At 56.1% G+C, this 19,053-nt stretch carries 18 protein-coding genes and 1 pseudogene; 14 read left to right on the top strand and 5 right to left on the bottom strand.

Going from position 1 to position 19,053, the window contains the following annotated elements:
- The first annotated feature begins 29 nt into the window (after window positions 1-29).
- The 7 genes from dapF (at window position 30) to corA (ending at window position 6,848) form a co-directional block, all read left to right on the top strand.
- The gene (dapF, locus tag OOJ60_RS21645) at window positions 30-854 is read left to right on the top strand and encodes a diaminopimelate epimerase (protein WP_042292786.1); all 825 of its coding nucleotides are present in this window, start codon (window positions 30-32) and stop codon (window positions 852-854) included.
- Window positions 851-1,558 carry a DUF484 domain-containing protein gene (locus OOJ60_RS21650; RefSeq protein WP_042292783.1) on the top strand — a complete coding sequence of 236 codons (708 nt, stop codon included), beginning with the start codon at window positions 851-853 and terminating at the stop codon, window positions 1,556-1,558. Before dapF ends, OOJ60_RS21650 begins: the two co-directional genes overlap by 4 nt.
- Window positions 1,555-2,451, top strand: a complete 897-nt coding sequence (xerC, locus tag OOJ60_RS21655) for a tyrosine recombinase XerC (protein ID WP_042292780.1) — start codon at window positions 1,555-1,557, stop codon at window positions 2,449-2,451. Before OOJ60_RS21650 ends, xerC begins: the two co-directional genes overlap by 4 nt.
- Window positions 2,451-3,167: a 5-amino-6-(5-phospho-D-ribitylamino)uracil phosphatase YigB gene (gene yigB / locus OOJ60_RS21660; protein ID WP_181822256.1), complete on the top strand. Its 717-nt coding sequence runs from the start codon at window positions 2,451-2,453 to the stop codon at window positions 3,165-3,167. The genes xerC and yigB overlap by 1 nt, the downstream gene beginning before the upstream one ends.
- Window positions 3,168-3,257: 90 nt before the next feature.
- A complete protein-coding gene (gene uvrD / locus OOJ60_RS21665) occupies window positions 3,258-5,420 on the top strand; it encodes a DNA helicase II (RefSeq protein WP_042292776.1) in 2,163 nt (720 codons plus the stop codon).
- Between the two features lie 269 nt (window positions 5,421-5,689).
- On the top strand, window positions 5,690-5,746 hold the full coding sequence (ysgD, locus tag OOJ60_RS21670; RefSeq protein ID WP_212723238.1) for a YsgD/CorL family protein: 57 nt from the start codon (window positions 5,690-5,692) through the stop codon (window positions 5,744-5,746).
- A gap of 151 nt (window positions 5,747-5,897) precedes the next feature.
- Window positions 5,898-6,848: a magnesium/cobalt transporter CorA gene (gene corA / locus OOJ60_RS21675; protein ID WP_205613170.1), complete on the top strand. Its 951-nt coding sequence runs from the start codon at window positions 5,898-5,900 to the stop codon at window positions 6,846-6,848.
- A 51-nt stretch (window positions 6,849-6,899) separates the two neighbouring features.
- On the opposite strand, the gene rarD is transcribed toward corA, so the two are convergent.
- Both rarD and yigI read right to left on the bottom strand, forming a co-directional pair.
- Complete coding sequence (gene rarD / locus OOJ60_RS21680) at window positions 6,900-7,796, bottom strand: EamA family transporter RarD (RefSeq protein ID WP_205613171.1); 897 nt, start codon at window positions 7,794-7,796, stop codon at window positions 6,900-6,902.
- A 43-nt stretch (window positions 7,797-7,839) separates the two neighbouring features.
- The gene (gene yigI, locus OOJ60_RS21685) at window positions 7,840-8,307 is read right to left on the bottom strand and encodes an acyl-CoA thioesterase YigI (RefSeq protein ID WP_042292767.1); all 468 of its coding nucleotides are present in this window, start codon (window positions 8,305-8,307) and stop codon (window positions 7,840-7,842) included.
- Window positions 8,308-8,472: 165 nt separating this feature from the next.
- On the opposite strand from yigI, the gene pldA reads away from it, so the two are divergent.
- The 3 genes from pldA (at window position 8,473) to rhtC (ending at window position 11,934) form a co-directional block, all read left to right on the top strand.
- Window positions 8,473-9,342 carry a phospholipase A gene (pldA, locus tag OOJ60_RS21690; RefSeq protein WP_205613172.1) on the top strand — a complete coding sequence of 290 codons (870 nt, stop codon included), beginning with the start codon at window positions 8,473-8,475 and terminating at the stop codon, window positions 9,340-9,342.
- 75 nt (window positions 9,343-9,417) lie between these two features.
- The gene (gene recQ / locus OOJ60_RS21695; protein WP_042292863.1) at window positions 9,418-11,247 is read left to right on the top strand and encodes an ATP-dependent DNA helicase RecQ; all 1,830 of its coding nucleotides are present in this window, start codon (window positions 9,418-9,420) and stop codon (window positions 11,245-11,247) included.
- 66 nt (window positions 11,248-11,313) lie between these two features.
- On the top strand, window positions 11,314-11,934 hold the full coding sequence (rhtC, locus tag OOJ60_RS21700; RefSeq protein ID WP_042292762.1) for a threonine export protein RhtC: 621 nt from the start codon (window positions 11,314-11,316) through the stop codon (window positions 11,932-11,934).
- A gap of 14 nt (window positions 11,935-11,948) precedes the next feature.
- Here rhtC and OOJ60_RS21705 read toward each other — a convergent pair.
- Together OOJ60_RS21705 and rhtB are read right to left on the bottom strand one after the other, a co-directional pair.
- Window positions 11,949-12,023 (bottom strand): annotated as a pseudogene (locus OOJ60_RS21705) (hypothetical protein); the annotation flags it as partial.
- Window positions 12,024-12,131: 108 nt separating this feature from the next.
- The gene (gene rhtB / locus OOJ60_RS21710; protein ID WP_205613173.1) at window positions 12,132-12,752 is read right to left on the bottom strand and encodes a homoserine/homoserine lactone efflux protein; all 621 of its coding nucleotides are present in this window, start codon (window positions 12,750-12,752) and stop codon (window positions 12,132-12,134) included.
- 110 nt (window positions 12,753-12,862) lie between these two features.
- Between rhtB and pldB the strand changes: the two genes are divergently transcribed.
- From pldB to OOJ60_RS21725, 3 genes are all read left to right on the top strand, one after another.
- Complete coding sequence (gene pldB / locus OOJ60_RS21715) at window positions 12,863-13,885, top strand: lysophospholipase L2 (RefSeq protein ID WP_205613174.1); 1,023 nt, start codon at window positions 12,863-12,865, stop codon at window positions 13,883-13,885.
- A gap of 8 nt (window positions 13,886-13,893) precedes the next feature.
- The gene (yigL, locus tag OOJ60_RS21720) at window positions 13,894-14,694 is read left to right on the top strand and encodes a sugar/pyridoxal phosphate phosphatase YigL (protein WP_205613175.1); all 801 of its coding nucleotides are present in this window, start codon (window positions 13,894-13,896) and stop codon (window positions 14,692-14,694) included.
- Window positions 14,695-14,774: 80 nt separating this feature from the next.
- Window positions 14,775-15,674, top strand: coding sequence for a carboxylate/amino acid/amine transporter (locus OOJ60_RS21725; protein WP_205613183.1), 900 nt, complete (start codon window positions 14,775-14,777; stop codon window positions 15,672-15,674).
- Here OOJ60_RS21725 and metR read toward each other — a convergent pair.
- The gene (gene metR, locus OOJ60_RS21730; protein ID WP_042292748.1) at window positions 15,562-16,515 is read right to left on the bottom strand and encodes an HTH-type transcriptional regulator MetR; all 954 of its coding nucleotides are present in this window, start codon (window positions 16,513-16,515) and stop codon (window positions 15,562-15,564) included. The two genes, OOJ60_RS21725 and metR, sit on opposite strands and share 113 nt — an antisense overlap.
- Before the next feature lie 232 nt (window positions 16,516-16,747).
- On the opposite strand from metR, the gene metE reads away from it, so the two are divergent.
- Window positions 16,748-19,009, top strand: coding sequence for a 5-methyltetrahydropteroyltriglutamate--homocysteine S-methyltransferase (gene metE, locus OOJ60_RS21735; protein ID WP_199957926.1), 2,262 nt, complete (start codon window positions 16,748-16,750; stop codon window positions 19,007-19,009).
- The last annotated feature ends 44 nt before the right edge of the window (window positions 19,010-19,053 follow it).

Consider the following 19,053-nt stretch of genomic DNA (forward strand, 5'->3'; position numbering starts at 1 on the left):
TTTCTGTCCCCGCGTGAACGGAGTGAATAATGCAATTCTCTAAAATGCATGGCCTTGGCAACGATTTTATGGTCGTCGACGCGGTAACGCAGAATGTCTTTTTTTCACCGGAACTCATCCGCCGCCTGTCTGACCGGCATCTGGGCGTGGGATTTGACCAATTGTTGGTGGTCGAGCCGCCGTACGATCCGGAGCTGGATTTTCATTATCGCATCTTCAATGCCGACGGCAGCGAAGTGTCCCAGTGCGGTAATGGCGCGCGCTGCTTCGCGCGTTTTGTGCGCCTGAAAGGGCTGACCAATAAACGCGATATACGCGTCAGTACGGCCAATGGCCGAATGGTGCTGAGCGTAACGGACGACGAGCTGGTGCGGGTGAACATGGGGGAACCCAATTTCGAGCCGTCTCAAGTGCCGTTTCGCGCGAACAAAGCGGAAAAGACCTATATTATGCGCGCCGCCGAGCAGACAATATTGTGCGGCGTGGTTTCAATGGGAAACCCGCACTGCGTGATTCAGGTCGATGACGTCGACACGGCGGCAGTGGAAACGCTTGGACCAGTGCTGGAAAGCCACGAGCGTTTCCCCGAGCGGGCAAATATTGGTTTTATGCAGGTTGTGAAGCGTGAGCATATTCGTTTACGCGTTTACGAGCGCGGCGCGGGCGAGACGCAAGCCTGCGGCAGCGGTGCGTGCGCGGCCGTCGCCGTCGGCATTCAACAAGGTCTGCTGGCGGAAGATGTTCGCGTCGAATTACCGGGCGGTCGCCTTGATATCGCCTGGAAAGGTCCGGGCCATCCGTTATACATGACAGGTCCGGCGGCACATGTTTACGACGGGTTTATCCATCTATGAAGCAGCCAGGGGAAGAACTACAGGAAACGCTTATGGAACTCGATGACCGGGCGGTCGTCGACTATCTGCAAAAGAATCCTGAATTCTTTATCCGCAACGCGCACGCGGTGGAAGCGATGCGTGTTCCCCATCCGGTGCGGGGCACGGTATCGCTGGTTGAGTGGCATATGGCGCGCGCGCGTAATCACATCAACGTTCTTGAAGAAAACATGTCGCTGCTGGTGGCGCAGGCGACAGCGAACGAAAGCCTGTTTTACCGTCTACTGCATTTGCAGGGGCGGCTGGTCGCTGCAACCAGTCTGGATGATATGTTAATGCGCTTTCATCGCTGGGCGCGGGATCTGGGGCTGGCGGGCGCGACCGTCCGTTTGTTTCCCGATCGCTGGCGACTCGGCGCGCCGTCGAGCTACACCCATCTGGCGCTAAACCGGCAAGCCTTTGAACCGCTGCGTATTCAACGACTGGGGCAGGCACACCATTATCTTGGGCCTTTAAACGGTCCGGAGTTGCTGGTGGTGCTGCCGGAAGCCAAAGCGATTGGCTCGGTCGCGATGTCGATGCTGGGGCGCGACGGCGATTTGGGCGTGATCGTATTCAGCAGCCGCGATGTGCATCATTATCAACAGGGACAGGGAACGCAGTTGCTGCAGGAGGTCGCGCTGATGCTACCGGATCTGCTGGAGCGCTGGATTGAACGCGTATGAGCGATTTCAACACCGATGTCGACCGTTTCCTGCGCTATCTCGGCGTGGAGCGCCAGCTTAGCCCCATTACGCTGAAAAACTACCAGCGTCAGTTGGATGCCATTATCGCCCTTGCTACCGCGGCGGGGCTGGAGAGCTGGCAACACTGTGACGCGGCGATGGTGCGCAGTTTCGCGGCGCGCAGCCGTCGACAAGGGCTTGGCCCTGCCAGCCTGGCGTTACGTCTTTCCGCATTGCGCAGTTTCTTCGACTGGATGGTCAGCGAAGGAAAACTGAGCGCCAACCCGGCGAAAGGCGTTTCTGCGCCGAAAACGCCTCGCCATTTGCCGAAAAATATCGACGTCGACGACATGAACCGTTTGCTGGACATCGACCTTAACGATCCGCTCGCCGTGCGCGACCGGGCGATGCTGGAGGTGATGTACGGCGCGGGGCTGCGTTTGTCCGAACTGGTGGGGCTGGATATTAAGCATCTCGATCTCGACACTGGCGAAGTGTGGGTGATGGGGAAAGGCAGCAAAGAGCGCCGTTTGCCCATTGGCCGGAACGCAGTGGCGTGGATTGAACACTGGCTGGATCTGCGCGGTCTGTTTGGCAGTGAAGAAGACGCGCTGTTCCTGTCGAAGCTTGGCAAGCGGATCTCCGCGCGTAACGTGCAGAAGCGTTTTGCCGAGTGGGGGATCAAACAGGGACTGAACAGCCACGTCCACCCGCACAAGTTACGTCATTCGTTCGCGACCCACATGCTGGAGTCAAGCGGCGACCTGCGTGGCGTACAGGAGCTGTTAGGACACGCTAACCTCTCCACCACGCAAATCTATACTCATCTGGATTTTCAACACCTTGCCTCGGTGTACGATGCGGCGCACCCGCGCGCCAAACGGGGGAAATAATGCGTTTTTACCGGCCTTTAGGGCACATTTCCGCGATCACCTTCGATCTCGATGACACCCTTTATGATAACCGTCCGGTTATCCTGCGCACCGAGCAGGAAGCGCTTGCCTTTGTGCAAAATTATCATCCGGCGCTGCGCACGATTCAGAATGCCGATCTGCAACGCCTGCGCCAGGTTGTGCGCGAGGCGGACCCGGACATCTATCACGATGTGACCCGCTGGCGGCATCGCGCGGTGGAACAGGCAATGCTCAACGCAGGCCTCCCGGCGGAAGACGCGATAGCAGGCGCAAATGCGGCGATGATGAACTTTGCTAAATGGCGCAGTCAGGTCGATGTGCCGCAAGCCACGCATGACACGCTGAAGGCGTTAGCGAAGAAATGGCCGCTGGTGGCGATCACCAACGGTAACGCCCAGCCGGAACTGTTTGGTCTTGGCGACTATTTTGAATTTGTGCTGCGCGCAGGTCCGGATGGTCGCTCAAAGCCGTTTAGCGACATGTACTTTCTGGCGGCGGAAAAACTCAACGTGCCGATCGGCGAGATCCTGCACGTGGGCGACGATCTGACCACCGATGTTGCCGGAGCGATCCGCAGCGGTTTGCAGGCCTGCTGGATCAAGCCGCAAAATGCCGACCTGATGCAGACCTATGACAGCCGCTTGTTGCCGCATATGGAAATTTCACGGTTGGCATCCCTCACGACGCTGATATAATCACCAGCAGAACTCTGTATATATACCCAGCTTTTTTTGGCGGATGGCGCTACGCTTATCCGCCCTACCTACTTATACGCGGCGGTGCCAATGGACGTTTCTTACCTGCTCGACAGCCTCAATGACAAACAGCGCGAAGCGGTGGCCGCGCCACGCAGCAACATGCTGGTTCTCGCCGGGGCGGGGAGTGGTAAAACCCGCGTTCTGGTACACCGTATCGCCTGGTTGCTGACTGTGGAGAACAACTCGCCGTATTCGATTATGGCGGTGACCTTCACCAACAAAGCGGCGGCGGAAATGCGCCACCGTATCGGCCAACTGATGGGCACCAGCCAGGGCGGAATGTGGGTGGGGACCTTCCACGGGCTGGCACACCGACTGCTGCGTGCGCACCACATGGACGCCAACCTGCCGCAGGATTTCCAGATCCTGGACAGTGAAGACCAGTTGCGTCTGCTCAAGCGCCTGATCAAGGCGATGAACCTTGACGAGAAGCAGTGGCCGCCGCGCCAGGCCATGTGGTTCATCAACAGCCAGAAAGACGAAGGGCTGCGGCCGCACCACCTACAGAGTTTTGGAAATCCGGTAGAGCAGACCTGGCAGAAGGTGTATCAGGCCTATCAGGAAGCGTGCGATCGCGCCGGACTGGTGGATTTTGCCGAACTGCTGCTGCGCGCCCATGAGCTATGGCTTAATAAACCGCATATCCTTCAGCACTACCGCGAGCGTTTCACCAATATTCTGGTGGACGAATTTCAGGATACCAATAACATCCAGTACGCGTGGGTGCGTTTGCTTGCGGGCGATAGCGGAAAAGTGATGATTGTGGGCGACGACGACCAGTCCATTTATGGCTGGCGCGGCGCGCAGGTGGAAAATATCCAGCGCTTTCTCAACGACTTCCCCGGCGCGCAAACCATTCGTCTGGAGCAGAACTACCGTTCGACCAGCAACATTCTGAGCGCGGCCAACGCCCTGATTGAAAATAACAACGGTCGACTGGGGAAAAAACTGTGGACCGACGGCGTTGACGGTGAGCCTATCTCGCTTTACTGCGCCTTCAACGAACTGGACGAAGCGCGGTTTGTGGTTAACCGCATCAAAACCTGGCAGGACAACGGTGGGGCGCTGGAACAGTGCGCCATTCTCTACCGCAGCAACGCCCAGTCGCGCGTGCTGGAAGAAGCCTTGCTGCAAGCCAGCATGCCGTACCGAATTTATGGCGGTATGCGCTTCTTCGAACGTCAGGAAATTAAAGACGCACTCTCTTACCTGCGCCTGATCGCGAACCGCAATGACGACGCCGCTTTTGAACGCGTGGTCAATACGCCAACCCGCGGGATTGGCGATCGCACCCTTGACGTGGTGCGCCAGACCTCGCGCGATCGCCAGCTTACTCTCTGGCAGGCCTGTCGCGACCTGTTGCAAGAAAAAGCGCTGGCCGGACGCGCCGCCAGTGCGCTCCAGCGTTTTATGGAGCTGATTGACGCGCTGGCGCAGGAAACCGCCGATATGCCGCTGCACGTGCAGACTGACCGGGTGATTAAAGATTCCGGGCTGCGCACTATGTATGAGCAGGAAAAAGGTGAGAAAGGACAAACCCGTATTGAAAACTTAGAGGAGCTGGTGACGGCGACGCGTCAGTTCAGCTACAACGAAGAAGATGAAGATTTAATGCCGCTGCAGGCGTTCCTTTCCCACGCGGCGCTGGAAGCGGGAGAAGGGCAGGCGGATACCTGGCAGGACGCGGTTCAGCTCATGACGTTACACTCCGCGAAAGGGCTGGAATTCCCACAGGTGTTTATCGTCGGCATGGAAGAGGGGATGTTCCCCAGCCAGATGTCGCTGGATGAAGGGGGGCGTCTGGAAGAAGAGCGCCGCCTGGCGTACGTTGGCGTAACACGCGCGATGCAAAAACTTACCCTGACCTACGCCGAAACTCGCCGTCTGTATGGTAAAGAGGTCTATCACCGCCCGTCGCGCTTTATCGGCGAACTACCGGAAGCGTGTGTGGAAGAAGTCCGCCTGCGGGCGACGGTCAGCCGTCCGGTCAGCCATCAGCGGATGGGCGCGCCCCTTGCAGAAAACGATACCGGGTATAAGCTGGGCCAGCGCGTACGCCATGCGAAGTTCGGTGACGGCACCATTGTGAATCTGGAAGGCAGCGGCGAGCACAGCCGGTTACAGGTCGCCTTCCAGGGACAGGGGATAAAATGGCTGGTCGCGGCATACGCGAAGCTGGAAACGGTCTGATGGCGCTAACGCATTGATTCTTAGGCCGGATAAGGGAGTTATGCCATCGTCCGGCCTGGCTTATTCCCGGATGACGGCAGTCTTATCAGACAGACGCTTTTCGCTTCCACATCGCCGCTTAATATTCTGAAATCATAGATAAATCCCCCCTCTCTGCTAACCTTTTTACATAAGGGGAAATTATTACTTTTTCGCGTTCCGTTGCGAGTTGACGGCAAATTTTTGCTGGCGTAACATGCGCGCACGATTACGCTAAGAGGACATTCGCCTTGGACACACCCAGTAGATACTGGCTCATTATCCTGTCATCCAGGATCAACTCCTAAGGCTATCCCTTTTTGCTGATGGCCTTAGCGGTTGTCAGCGACCTGCATTTTTTCCCGTCGCGCTGAGTCAGGCTTTTATGGTCTGAAACCCAACTTGTTTCTGTGTGCCCACCGAACTGTCCGATATTTTTACGCATTGGGAGTCCCGGTCATGCTGAGCGCATTTCAACTGGAAAACAATCGACTGAGCCGGCTGGAAGTCGAAGAATCACAAACCCTGATTAATGCCGTGTGGGTCGACCTGGTCGAACCGGACGATGACGAGCGTTTGCGCGTACAATCCGAGCTGGGGCAGAGCCTGGCAACCCGCCCCGAACTGGAAGACATCGAAGCATCCGCGCGTTTTTTTGAAGACGAAGACGGCCTGCACATCCACTCCTTCTTCTTCTTTGAAGACGCGGAAGATCACGCCGGTAACTCCACCGTGGCGTTTACCATTCGCGATGGCCGTCTGTTTACCCTGCGTGAGCGCGAACTGCCCGCGTTTCGTTTATACCGCATGCGCGCCCGTAGCCAGGCGATGGTCGACGGTAACGCCTATGAACTGCTGCTCGATCTGTTCGAAACCAAAATCGAACAGCTGGCGGATGAAATTGAAAACATCTACAGCGACCTGGAACAGCTTAGCCGTGTGATCATGGAAGGGCATCAGGGCGATGAATATGATGAAGCGCTTTCGACGCTGGCGGAGCTGGAGGATATCGGCTGGAAGGTGCGTTTGTGTCTGATGGATACCCAGCGCGCGCTGAACTTCCTGGTACGCAAAGCGCGTCTGCCGGGTGGTCAACTGGAGCAGGCGCGCGAGATCTTACGCGATATCGAATCCCTGCTGCCGCACAACGAATCTCTGTTCCAGAAGGTGAACTTCCTGATGCAGGCGGCGATGGGCTTTATCAACATCGAGCAGAACCGCATCATCAAGATCTTCTCGGTGGTCTCCGTGGTGTTCCTGCCGCCGACGCTGGTGGCATCCAGTTACGGGATGAACTTTGAGTTTATGCCGGAGCTAAAATGGAGCTTTGGCTACCCTGGCGCGATTATCTTCATGATCCTCGCGGGGCTGGCGCCGTATCTGTACTTTAAACGTAAGAACTGGCTGTAAAACCTGGCGGGTTCCCTCTCCAGACAGGAGAGGGTCAGGGGGACGGGTAAATCACACGCTTTTACGCGTCCTGCGCTGGGTATAAATCGCATCGGCGACAAAAATCGCCAGCGCCAACCAGATAAACGCGAACGTCACCATCTTATCTGCCCCCGGCACTTCGCCGTAAAACATGACTGCCAGCAGGAACATCAGCGTCGGGCCAATGTACTGGAAGAAGCCCAGCGTTGAGAGGCGCAAACGGGTTGCGGCGCCGGTAAAGCACAGCAGCGGGACGGTAGTCACGACGCCTGCGGCGATCAGCAATAGATTAAGTGACAGCGGGTTTTGCCCCATGTGGCTGGTTGTGCTGTCCGCAATACCAAACAGGTAAATCGCCGCTACTGGCAACAGCCACAGCGTTTCAAACAGCATGCCGGTTTGTGCTTCCACGGCAATCTTTTTACGGACCAGACCGTAAAAGGCAAAGCTAAACGCCAGCCCCAGCGCGATGACTGGCAGCGACCCAAAGGTCCATAACTGCACCAACACGCCGCACACCGCCAGAATTACGGCCACCCACTGCATCCGGCGAAAGCGTTCGCCGAGGAAAATCATTCCCAGCAGGATATTGACCAGCGGATTAATGAAGTAACCGAGGCTGGCTTCCAGCATGTGGTGATTGTTCACCGCCCAGATAAACAACAGCCAGTTACCGCCAATCAGCACGGCAGACAACGCCAGCAGGAACACCTTTTTCGGTGTCTGCAGCAGCGTTTTGACGCCGGACCACTGACGGCTGACGCTCATCAGCGCCACCATAAAAAAGAATGACCAGATCACCCGGTGCGTCAGGATTTCATCCGCAGGGACGTAATGAATCAGTTTGAAGTACGCAGGGGCGATGCCCCAAATAAAATAAGCGGCAAGAGCGAGTAACACGCCCTGCCGCGTTTGCTTTGCATCCATCGGGAAAACTCGTGTCTGAAATGTAACAACAGTTTATCGTGTTTTACCCTACCATATAAGTGGCGGTGGCGCTGGCAATGTATAACTGCTCTTCATTGTGTAATTCCACCCGCGCCACGGCGACTTTATTCCCGGCGCGCAGCAAGCTGCTGGTAGCGGTGAAACGGTTACCCCTGCCCGGACGCAGGTAATCGACGCGTAAATCGATGGTCCCCATTCGCGACAGCCGTTGACGTAGCTCGTCTTCGCTGATGGTTTCATGGCGGGTCAGCGTGCTCCCTACGCAAACCAGTCCGGCGGCAACATCCAGCGCTGAGGCGATCACCCCGCCATGCAAAATACTTTGCGCCCAGTTACCGACCATCATCGGTTGATTATTAAACGCCAGTTGGGCAAATTCTTTTTCGTAGCGTTCGAGTTCCAGCCCCAGCGCCCGGTTAAACGGCATGTGGTAGACAAACATTTCGCCCACAAGCTTCAGGGCTTGCTCCGCGGTGAGTACAGCAGACATACGATTCCGTCACTCCATTGGTTAATGAAATGTTGATGTTATGCTTCTTGTTTGTTGATTTCTACTTTAAGACGGGATAACTAACCGCAACACCAGTAAATATGTAGAATGGCGGAAACAATTTTTATTCAAAACTTAACTATTTCGTTCAGGAGAACAACAAGAATGCGGGCGATTCTGGGTGGTTTATGGACGGCAGCTATGCTGCCAGTGGTCGCTTTTGCGCAAGAAGCGACGGTAAAAGAGGTGCATGACACGCCGTCGGTACAGGGCAGTATCATCGCCAATATGCTGGTGGAGCATGACAATCCGTTCACGCTTTACCCTTACGACAACAACTACCTGATCTACACCAGTACCAGCGACTTAAATAAAGAAGCGATCAGCACTTATAACTGGTCTGAAAACGCCCGCAAAGACGAAGTGAAATTCCAGTTGAGCCTGGCATTCCCGCTGTGGCGAGGGATCCTGGGACCCCATTCAGTCCTGGGGGCGTCGTATACTCAGAAATCCTGGTGGCAGCTTTCCAACAGCGAAGAGTCCTCGCCGTTTCGTGAAACCAACTACGAGCCACAACTTTTTCTCGGCTTTGCAACCGATTATCGCTTTGCGGGCTGGACGCTGCGCGACGTGGAAATGGGGTACAACCATGATTCCAACGGGCGTTCGGACCCAACCTCACGTAGCTGGAACCGTCTTTACACGCGCCTGATGGCGGAAAACGGCAACTGGCTGGTGGAGGTGAAACCGTGGTATGTCATCGGCAGCACCGACGATAACCCCGATATCACCAAATATATGGGCTATTACCAGTTGAAAATCGGGTATCACCTCGGCGATGCGGTGCTGAGCGCGAAAGGACAGTATAACTGGAACACCGGCTACGGCGGCGCTGAACTGGGTCTGAGCTATCCGCTGACGAAGCACGTTCGGCTTTACACCCAGGTATACAGCGGCTATGGCGAGTCGCTTATCGATTACAACTTCAACCAGACGCGAGTGGGTGTCGGCGTGATGCTTAACGATATCTTCTGATCGATTAAACATTGCAGTTTCTCTCTCAGGCGCTGAAAATAGCGCCTGTTTTATTTGATGGCGAACGGGGTGAATGTGGCGCAGGCGGAAGTGTTGAATCTGGAGTCCGGAGCTAAACAGGTTTTGCAGGAGACCTTTGGCTACCAACAGTTTCGCCCGGGCCAGGAAGCGATCATCGACACTGCGATGTCCGGACGCGACTGCCTGGTGGTTATGCCGACCGGCGGCGGGAAATCCCTGTGCTATCAAATCCCTGCTTTGCTCCTTGATGGGTTAACGGTGGTGGTCTCGCCGCTGATTTCCCTGATGAAAGACCAGGTCGATCAGCTGCTGGCGAACGGCGTGGCGGCGGCCTGCCTGAACTCGACCCAGACGCGTGAACAGCAACATGAGGTGATGGCAGGATGCCGTACCGGGAAGATTCGTTTGCTCTATATCGCACCTGAACGTCTGATGCTGGATAACTTCCTCGAGCATCTTGCCCACTGGAATCCCGTCTTACTGGCCGTTGATGAAGCGCACTGTATTTCGCAGTGGGGCCACGACTTTCGCCCGGAATACGCGGCGTTAGGCCAGCTTCGCCAGCGCTTCCCCGCGCTGCCGTTTATGGCGCTGACCGCCACGGCGGATGAAACCACCCGGCTGGATATCGTCCGTTTATTAGGCCTCAACGACCCCTTAATTCAGATCAGCAGTTTTGACCGGCCCAACATTCGCTACATGTTGATGGAGAAATTTAAGCCGCTCGATCAACTGATGCGCTACGTGCAGGAGCAGCGCGGCAAGTCCGGCATCATTTACTGCAACAGCCGGGCGAAAGTAGAAGATACCGCCGCACGCCTGCAAAGCCGTGGGCTTAGCGCTGCGGCGTACCATGCGGGGCTGGAAAATGACGTGCGTGCGGACGTGCAGGAGAAATTCCAGCGCGACGACCTGCAAATCGTGGTGGCGACCGTGGCGTTCGGCATGGGCATCAACAAACCCAACGTGCGTTTTGTGGTGCATTTTGATATTCCGCGCAACATTGAATCCTATTACCAGGAGACGGGACGCGCGGGTCGTGACGGCCTGCCTGCGGAAGCCATGCTGTTTTACGATCCGGCGGATATGGCGTGGTTGCGCCGCTGCCTGGAAGAAAAACCGCAGGGGCAACTGCAGGATATCGAGCGACATAAGCTGAATGCGATGGGCGCGTTTGCCGAGGCGCAGACCTGTCGTCGTCTGGTACTGCTCAACTACTTTGGTGAAGGGCGGCAGGAGCCGTGCGGTAACTGTGATATCTGCCTTGATCCGCCTAAACAGTACGATGGCCTGCAGGACGCGCAAATTGCCCTCTCGACGATAGGCCGGGTGAACCAGCGTTTTGGCATGGGGTATGTTGTTGAGGTGATCCGCGGCGCCAACAACCAGCGCATCCGTGAACTGGGACATGACAAGCTCAAAGTCTACGGTATGGGACGCGAGAAAAGCCATGAGCACTGGGTCAGCGTGATCCGTCAACTGATCCACCTGGGACTGGTGACGCAAAATATCGCCCAGCATTCCGCGTTACAAATGACCGACGCGGCGCGTCCGGTGCTGCGCGGCGAAGTGCCGCTTCAGCTTGCTGTACCGCGTATCGTTGCCCTTAAGCCGCGGGTTATGCAGAAATCCTTCGGCGGCAATTACGATCGCAAGTTGTTCGCAAAACTGCGCAAATTGCGTAAAGCGATCGCCGACGAAGAAAATATCCCGCCGTACGTGGTGTTTAACGATGCCACCCTGATTGAGATGGCCGAACAGATGCCGGTTTCCGCCAGCGAAATGCTCAGCGTCAACGGTGTCGGGATGCGTAAACTCGAACGCTTCGGTAAAGAATTTATGGCGCTGATTCGCGCTCACGTAGACGGTGACGACGAGGAGTAGTCAGCCAGGCAAAAAAGTGCCAGGATGGTGACTCACTGAACTGTTTCCCCCGCGAGTATTTCGATCATGCTAATGTTATTTCTCACCGTGGCGATGGTGCACATTGTAGCGCTCATGAGTCCGGGTCCGGATTTCTTTTTCGTCTCGCAGACTGCCGTCAGCCGCTCGCGTAAAGAAGCGATGATGGGCGTGCTGGGGATTACCTGTGGCGTTATGGTCTGGGCGGGTATCGCGCTGCTTGGCCTGCATCTGATTATTGAAAAAATGGCCTGGCTGCATACTATTATTATGGTCGGCGGCGGTCTGTATCTGTGCTGGATGGGCTACCAGATGCTACGCGGCGCGCTGAAAAAGCAGGATACTGCCGCGCCCGCGCCGCAGGTTGAACTGGCGCAGAGCGGACGCAGTTTTCTGAAGGGATTGCTGACCAATCTGGCGAACCCAAAAGCGATAATCTATTTCGGTTCGGTGTTTTCCCTGTTTGTTGGCGATAACGTGGGTACCGCCGCGCGCTGGGGTATCTTTGTGCTGATTATCGTGGAAACATTCGCGTGGTTTACGGTGGTGGCGAGTCTGTTTGCGCTGCCACAGATGCGTCGCGGCTATCAGCGGCTGGCGAAATGGATCGACGGCTTTGCCGGCGCGCTGTTTGCGGGTTTTGGCATCCATTTGATCATTTCGCGCTGATTTATTTCCCGCCTTACCAGCACGGTAATTTGTTGTCCGCTCATCTGCTCCAGCATAAACCGCTGAGTCAGTCTATCCAGCAACACTGCGTTCAACAGCAAAGAATGAACCCTGTTTCTTTCTTTGCTGTCTGGTTCGACGGTCAATATTCCACCGTTCTGATCGTCAACAAGGTATTGCGAGCGCGACTCCGTTTGTCACGCATGCCTTGCCGAAGCCAGTAGCGCGCCGACCAGCATAAACAGCGAACCGAACACTTTATTCAGCGCCTTCATCTGCTTCGGTCCTTTGATCCAGAGCGCAATTCGCTGCGCCAGCGTCGCGTAACCAATCATCACCACAATATCAACGACAATCGTCGTCACACCGAGAATGATGTACTGCATCAGTTGCGGCTCCTTCGGCATGACGAACTGTGGAAACAGCGCGGCGAGAAAAACGATGCTTTTCGGGTTGGTCAGGTTGACGAAGACGGCGCGCTGAAACAGACGCCCGCGGGATTGGGTATTCGCCATGGTGGTCAAATCAATGGCCCCCGCTGCACGCCACTGCTGGATGCCCAACCAGATCAGATAGGCCGCGCCCGCCCATTTCAGTATCTCAAATGCGAGTACCGACCGAGAGAACAGCGTTCCCAGTCCGACGCCGACCAGCACGATATGGATAGCCAGGCCCGCCTGTAACCCGGCGATAGAAGCTATTGCGCCACGATAGCCATGGTTAATGGAGGTGGTCATGGTATTGATGGCGCCGGAGCCCGGTGAAAGGCTCAAAATTATGGACGTCAAAAGGTAGGCGAACCACCATTCGAAAGTCATCGGAAACTCCCTGATTGTCTATTTTTATGCCACAATACGCTACTGTTGTGCGGTTGTGTCAGGCAACGACAAAAAAACGATTTTACCTGGTAAACGAGGCTGGATACCTGATGTTTCAGCAGCAAAAAGACTGGGAAACGAGAGAAAATGCGTTCGCGGCGTTCTCAATGGAACCGCTGACCGATTTCTGGCGCCAGCGGGAGGAAGCGGAATTTACGGGCGTAGACAGCGTGCCGGTACGTTTCGTCCGTTTTCGCGCGGAGCAAAACGATCGGGTGATCGTGGTTTGTCCGGGGCGTATTGAAAGCTACGTTAAATATGCCGAACTGGCCTATGACCTGTTTCATCTTGGCTTTGATGTCCTGATCATTGATCACCGGGGGCAGGGCCGTTCCGGGCGCATGTTATCGGATCCGCACCGTGGTCATGTCGATAACTTCAACGATTATGTTGATGATTTAACGGCGTTCTGGGAACAGGAAGTGCAGCCGGGACCGTGGCGGAAGCGCTACATTCTGGCGCACTCGATGGGCGGCGCGATTGCGACTTTGTTTCTGCAACGTCATCCAAACCAGTGCGACGCGATCGCGCTGTGCGCGCCGATGTTTGGTATTGTGATGCGCCTGCCCGACTGGATGGTTCGCCATATTCTCGACTGGGCCGAGGGGCATCCCCGCATCCGTGAAGGTTATGCGATTGGCACCGGGCGCTGGCGGGCGTTGCCGTTTGGCATGAATTTGTTAACGCACAGTCGGCAGCGTTATCGGCGTAACCTGCGGTTTTACGCCGATGAGCCACAATTGCGCGTGGGCGGCCCGACCTACCATTGGGTACGTGAAGGCATCCTGGCGGCAGAGCATGTGCTGGCCGGGGCGGGCGACGACGCCACGCCAACGTTGCTGATCCAGGCCGAAGAAGAGCGTGTGGTGGATAACCACATGCATTACCGTTTTTGTGAAATCCGCGCCGCGGCGGGACACCCGGTCGAAGGGGGTCAACCGCTTGTCATCAAAGGCGCGTACCATGAGATCCTTTTTGAAAAGGACGCCATGCGCTCAGTCGCGCTTCACGCTATTGTTGATTTTTTCAACAAGCATAACTCACCAGCGGAAACCGCTTTGCTTAGAGGTTGAATTTCTATATGTATCAGGTTGTTGCGTCTGATTTAGATGGCACGCTGCTCTCGCCCGACCATACCCTATCTCCTTACGCTAAAGAGACACTGAAACTGCTGACCGCGCGTGGCGTTAACTTTGTTTTTGCCACCGGTCGCCACCACGTCGACGTGGGACAAATCCGTGATAATCTGGAAATTAAGTCCTACATGATCACCTCTAACGGTGCGCGGGTGCATGATATGGACGGCAATCTGGTGTTTACCCATAATCTGGATCGCGATATCGCCAGCGATCTGTTTGGTGTGGTGAACGCAAGCCCGGATATCATCACGAATGTCTATCGTGACGATGAATGGTTTATGAACCGTCACCGCCCGGATGAAATGCGTTTTTTCAAAGAGGCAGTCTTTAACTACTCCCTGTTTGAGCCTGCGCTGCTGGAGCCGGAAGGCATCAGCAAGGTATTCTTCACCAGCGACAGCCATGAGGTGCTGCTGCCACTGGAACAGGCGATCAACGCGCGCTGGGGCGACCGCGTGAACGTCAGTTTTTCCACGCTCACCTGTCTGGAGGTGATGGCAGGCGGCGTATCGAAAGGCCACGCGCTGGAAGCCGTGGCGAAGGCGATGGGCTACAGCCTGAACGACTGCATCGCCTTTGGTGATGGCATGAACGACGCGGAAATGCTGTCGATGGCTGGCAAGGGCTGCATCATGGGCAACGCCCACCAGCGTCTGAAAGATTTACATGCAGAGCTGGAAGTGATTGGGATTAATGCCGATGATGCGGTGCCGCATTATCTGCGCAATCTGTTTTTGCGTTAAGGTGATTGTTCGTTAGTTAGTCAGTTGTCAACCTAACTCTTCGCTACAATGGATACTCCTTGAAAGCGGAGAGTTCCATTGTGGCGTTACTCATCATTACCACCATCCTGTGGGCGTTTTCTTTTAGCCTGTTCGGCGAATACCTTGCCGGACACGTCGACAGCTATTTCGCCGTGCTGGTGCGGGTTGGCCTGGCGGCGTTGGTCTTTTTACCGTTTCTGCGCACGCGCGGCCACAGCCTGAAAACTGTCGGGCTGTATATGCTGGTGGGCGCAATGCAGCTCGGCATAATGTATATGTTGAGTTTCCACGCCTATCTGTATTTGACCGTGTCGGAACTGTTGTTGTTTACCGTGCTGACGCCGCTTTATATCACGCTGATTTATGACGTGATGAGCAAACGCCGCCTGCGCTGGGGATATGCGTTTAGCGCCCTGCTGGCGGTGATCGGCGCGGGTATTATCCGTTATGATCAGGTCACCGATCACTTCTGGACCGGCCTTCTGCTGGTGCAGCTTTCCAATATCAGCTTTGCCATCGGCATGGTGGGCTACAAGCGTCTAATGGAAACCCGCCCTATGGCGCAGTACAACGCGTTCGCCTGGTTCTACGTCGGCGCGTTTCTGGTGGCGGTGGCGGCGTGGTCTTTGCTTGGCAATGCGCAGAAGATGCCAGAAACGACGCTGCAGTGGGGCATTCTGGTCTTCCTCGGCGTGGCGGCGTCAGGTATCGGCTATTTCATGTGGAACGTGGGGGCGACGCAGGTGGATGCCGGCACGTTAGGCATTATGAATAACATGCATGTGCCTGCCGGGCTGCTGGTTAATCTGGCGATCTGGCATCAACAGCCTCACTGGCCGAGCTTTATCACAGGCGCGGTTGTGATACTGGCTTCTCTGTGGGTGCATCGAAAGTGGGTCGCTCCGCGCTCCGCACAAACGGCAGGTGATCGCAGGCATGACTGCGCGCCGAGCGAATAAACGCATCGGTCACCGGCTGGCGTTGTTCGCCGTCGCGCACGGCGGCGTAAAGGCGGCTCCAGAGCCCATCGCCCAGAGTTTTGGTGACCACCAGACCCTGGCGCTCAAAACTCTCCACCACCCAGTGCGGCAGGGCGGCGATGCCCATTCTTGCCGCTACCATCTGAATCAACAATAGCGTGTTATCAACGCTTTTCAGCGCCGGGCTGATGCCTGCGGGCTGCAGAAAATGTCGCCAGACGTCCAGTCTGCTGCGCTGTACCGGATAGATCAGCAACGTTTCACTGGCTAAATCTTCCGGTGAGATCTGGATTTGACTGGCCAGCGGGTGATCGGGCGCCAGTACCAGCCGCACTTCGAAATCAAACATTGGGGAATAGTGCAGCCCGCTGCGCGGCAGAATGTCGGAGGTCAGTACCAGATCCAGTTCGTCCTGTTGCAACGCTGGCTGCGGATCAAACGTCACCCCGGATTTAAAATCCATCTCTACCTGCGGCCACTTCGCGCGGAACTGCTCCAGCGCCGGGGTCAGCCACTGAATACAGCTGTGGCACTCAATCGCGATGCGCAAGCGTGTTTGCTGCGGTTCATTACAGGCCTGAAGCGCGCGGCTAATCTGCGGCAATACCTGGTTGGCGAGCTGTAACAATATCTCACCCTGCGGCGTAAAGCGCAGCGGCTGGCTTTTACGGATAAACAGCCGAAAGCCAAGGCGCTGTTCCAGATCGCTGAACTGGTGAGACAAGGCGGATTGGGTCTGATGCAGCGTCGCGGCGGCGGCGGCGAGCGACCCGGTATTCCGCAGCGCCTGGAGCGTTTTCAGGTGTTTAATCTCGATCATGAAAGTCCTTCACTTCGGCATGAGCAAATTGCGCTTGAGGAATATACAGTAACCGCCAAATATAGATGTGTAAACATCTGGACGTCTAAATCCTGCGTCTTTCGAATTTATGGTGCGTTGGCTGCACTTCCTCACCCCAGTCACTTACTTCAGTAAGCTGCTGGGGATGAGCAAGTTTGCCGCCTTCCCTAAATCCGAAATCCTTCGGATTACACATTATGAGGTTATAAAAATGACAATTATTAATCACACCCTCGGTTTTCCTCGCGTCGGCCTGCGTCGCGAGCTGAAAAAAGCGCAAGAAAGCTACTGGGCGGGCAACGCGTCCCGTGAAGAGCTGCTGGCGGTAGGGCGTGAATTGCGCGCGCGCCACTGGGATCAACAAAAACAGGCCGGTATTGACCTGCTGCCGGTTGGCGATTTCGCCTGGTACGACCATGTGCTGACCACCAGCCTGCTGCTTGGCAACGTACCGGCGCGTCATCAGAATAAAGACGGCTCTGTTGATATCGATACCCTGTTCCGCATTGGCCGCGGTCGCGCGCCGACCGGTGAACCGGCTGCGGCGGCAGAAATGACCAAATGGTTTAACACTAACTATCACTACATGGTGCCGGAATTCGTAAAAGGTCAGCAGTTCAAACTGACCTGGACCCAGCTTCTGGACGAAGTAGACGAAGCGCTGGCGCTGGGCCACCAGGTGAAACCGGTCCTGCTGGGGCCGATAACGTACCTGTGGCTGGGTAAAGTGAAAGGCGAGCAATTTGACCGTCTCAGCCTGCTGAACGATATTCTGCCGGTCTATAAACAGGTGCTGATTGAACTGGGCAAACGCGGCATTCAGTGGGTACAAATCGATGAGCCTGCGCTGGTGCTGGAGCTGCCCCAGGTTTGGCTCGATGCCTTTAAACCGGCGTATGACGCGCTCACCGGACAGGTGAAGCTGCTGCTCACTACCTATTTCGAGGGCGTGACGCCGAATCTCGACACTATTACTGCGCTGCCGGTACAGGGTCTGCACGTTGACCTGGTACACGGTAAAGACGATGTGGCGGAACTGCATACGCGTCTGCCCGCTGACTGGCTACTGTCTGCAGGTCTGGTAAACGGTCGTAACGTCTGGCGCGCCGATCTAACGGAAAAATACGCACAAATTAAGGACATCGTGGACAAACGTGAGCTGTGGATCGCTTCTTCCTGCTCCCTGCTGCACAGCCCGATCGATCTGAGCGTAGAGACCCGTCTGGATGCGGAGGTGAAAAGCTGGTTTGCCTTTGCTCTGCAAAAATGTGAAGAGCTGGCCCTGCTGCGCGATGCGCTGAACAGCGGCGACACGACGGCAATTCGCGAGTGGAGCGTACCAATTCAGGCGCGTCGGCAGTCAACACGCGTACATAATGCGGCGGTAGAAAAACGTCTGGCGGCGATCTCCGCGCAGGACAGTCAACGTCAGAATCCGTATGAAGTACGCGCCGAAGCCCAGCGTGCGCGTTTCAAATTACCCGCCTGGCCGACGACCACCATCGGTTCCTTCCCGCAAACCACGGAAATCCGCGGCCTGCGACTGGACTTCAAAAAAGGTAATCTGGATGCGAATCACTACCGCACCGGTATTGCCGAACACATTAAGCAGGCGATTGTTGAACAGGAGCGATTAGGGCTGGACGTGCTGGTCCATGGCGAAGCTGAGCGTAACGACATGGTGGAGTACTTTGGTGAGCATCTTGACGGCTTTGTTTTTACCCAGAACGGCTGGGTGCAGAGTTACGGCTCGCGCTGCGTGAAGCCGCCAGTGGTAATTGGTGATGTCAGCCGTCCTGCGCCGATTACCGTCGACTGGGCGAAGTACGCTCAGTCGCTGACCGACAAGCCGGTAAAAGGCATGTTAACCGGTCCGGTGACCATTCTCTGCTGGTCCTTCCCGCGCGAAGACGTAACCCGCGAAACCATCGCCAAACAGATCGCGCTGGCGCTGCGGGATGAAGTGGCGGATCTGGAGGCGGCGGGCATTGGTATTATCCAGATTGACGAACCGGCGCTACGTGAAGGTCTGCCGCTGCGTCGCAGCGACTGGGATGCCTATTTACAGTGGGGCGTGGAAGCGTTCCGCATCAGCGCCGCCGTCGCTAAGGACGACACGCAGATCCACACCCACATGTGCTACTGCGAGTTTAACGACATCATGGACTCGATTGCCGCGCTGGATGCGGATGTGATCACCATTGAGACATCGCGTTCAGACATGGAGCTACTGGAGTCATTTGAAGAGTTCGACTACCCGAACGAAATTGGGCCGGGCGTGTATGACATTCACTCCCCGAACGTGCCAGGCGTGGAGTGGATTGAAGCCCTGCTGCAAAAAGCGGCCCAGCGCATCCCGGCGGAACGTTTGTGGGTCAACCCGGACTGCGGCCTGAAAACTCGCGGCTGGCCGGAAACGCGTGCGGCGCTGGCGAACATGGTGAAGGCAGCGCAGAATTTGCGTCAGGGTTAATATCTTTGCCAACCCTGTGACAAAGGCCCGGCAAGGCGTAGCCG

This window comes from Citrobacter sp. R4, assembly GCF_026719175.1.
Classification (GTDB): domain Bacteria; phylum Pseudomonadota; class Gammaproteobacteria; order Enterobacterales; family Enterobacteriaceae; genus Citrobacter_A; species Citrobacter_A sedlakii.

Excerpts from the sequence above, each read along its gene's own strand:
- dapF (WP_042292786.1), top strand. The coding sequence starts at position 30 with ATGCAATTCTCTAAAATGCATGGCCTTGGCAACGATTTTATGGTCGTC.
- OOJ60_RS21650 (WP_042292783.1), top strand. The coding sequence starts at position 851 with ATGAAGCAGCCAGGGGAAGAACTACAGGAAACGCTTATGGAACTCGAT.
- xerC (WP_042292780.1), top strand. The coding sequence starts at position 1,555 with ATGAGCGATTTCAACACCGATGTCGACCGTTTCCTGCGCTATCTCGGC.
- yigB (WP_181822256.1), top strand. The coding sequence starts at position 2,451 with ATGCGTTTTTACCGGCCTTTAGGGCACATTTCCGCGATCACCTTCGAT.
- uvrD (WP_042292776.1), top strand. The coding sequence starts at position 3,258 with ATGGACGTTTCTTACCTGCTCGACAGCCTCAATGACAAACAGCGCGAA.
- corA (WP_205613170.1), top strand. The coding sequence starts at position 5,898 with ATGCTGAGCGCATTTCAACTGGAAAACAATCGACTGAGCCGGCTGGAA.
- rarD (WP_205613171.1), bottom strand. The coding sequence starts at position 7,796 with ATGGATGCAAAGCAAACGCGGCAGGGCGTGTTACTCGCTCTTGCCGCT.
- yigI (WP_042292767.1), bottom strand. The coding sequence starts at position 8,307 with ATGTCTGCTGTACTCACCGCGGAGCAAGCCCTGAAGCTTGTGGGCGAA.
- pldA (WP_205613172.1), top strand. The coding sequence starts at position 8,473 with ATGCGGGCGATTCTGGGTGGTTTATGGACGGCAGCTATGCTGCCAGTG.
- rhtC (WP_042292762.1), top strand. The coding sequence starts at position 11,314 with ATGCTAATGTTATTTCTCACCGTGGCGATGGTGCACATTGTAGCGCTC.
- rhtB (WP_205613173.1), bottom strand. The coding sequence starts at position 12,752 with ATGACTTTCGAATGGTGGTTCGCCTACCTTTTGACGTCCATAATTTTG.
- pldB (WP_205613174.1), top strand. The coding sequence starts at position 12,863 with ATGTTTCAGCAGCAAAAAGACTGGGAAACGAGAGAAAATGCGTTCGCG.
- yigL (WP_205613175.1), top strand. The coding sequence starts at position 13,894 with ATGTATCAGGTTGTTGCGTCTGATTTAGATGGCACGCTGCTCTCGCCC.
- metR (WP_042292748.1), bottom strand. The coding sequence starts at position 16,515 with ATGATCGAGATTAAACACCTGAAAACGCTCCAGGCGCTGCGGAATACC.
- metE (WP_199957926.1), top strand. The coding sequence starts at position 16,748 with ATGACAATTATTAATCACACCCTCGGTTTTCCTCGCGTCGGCCTGCGT.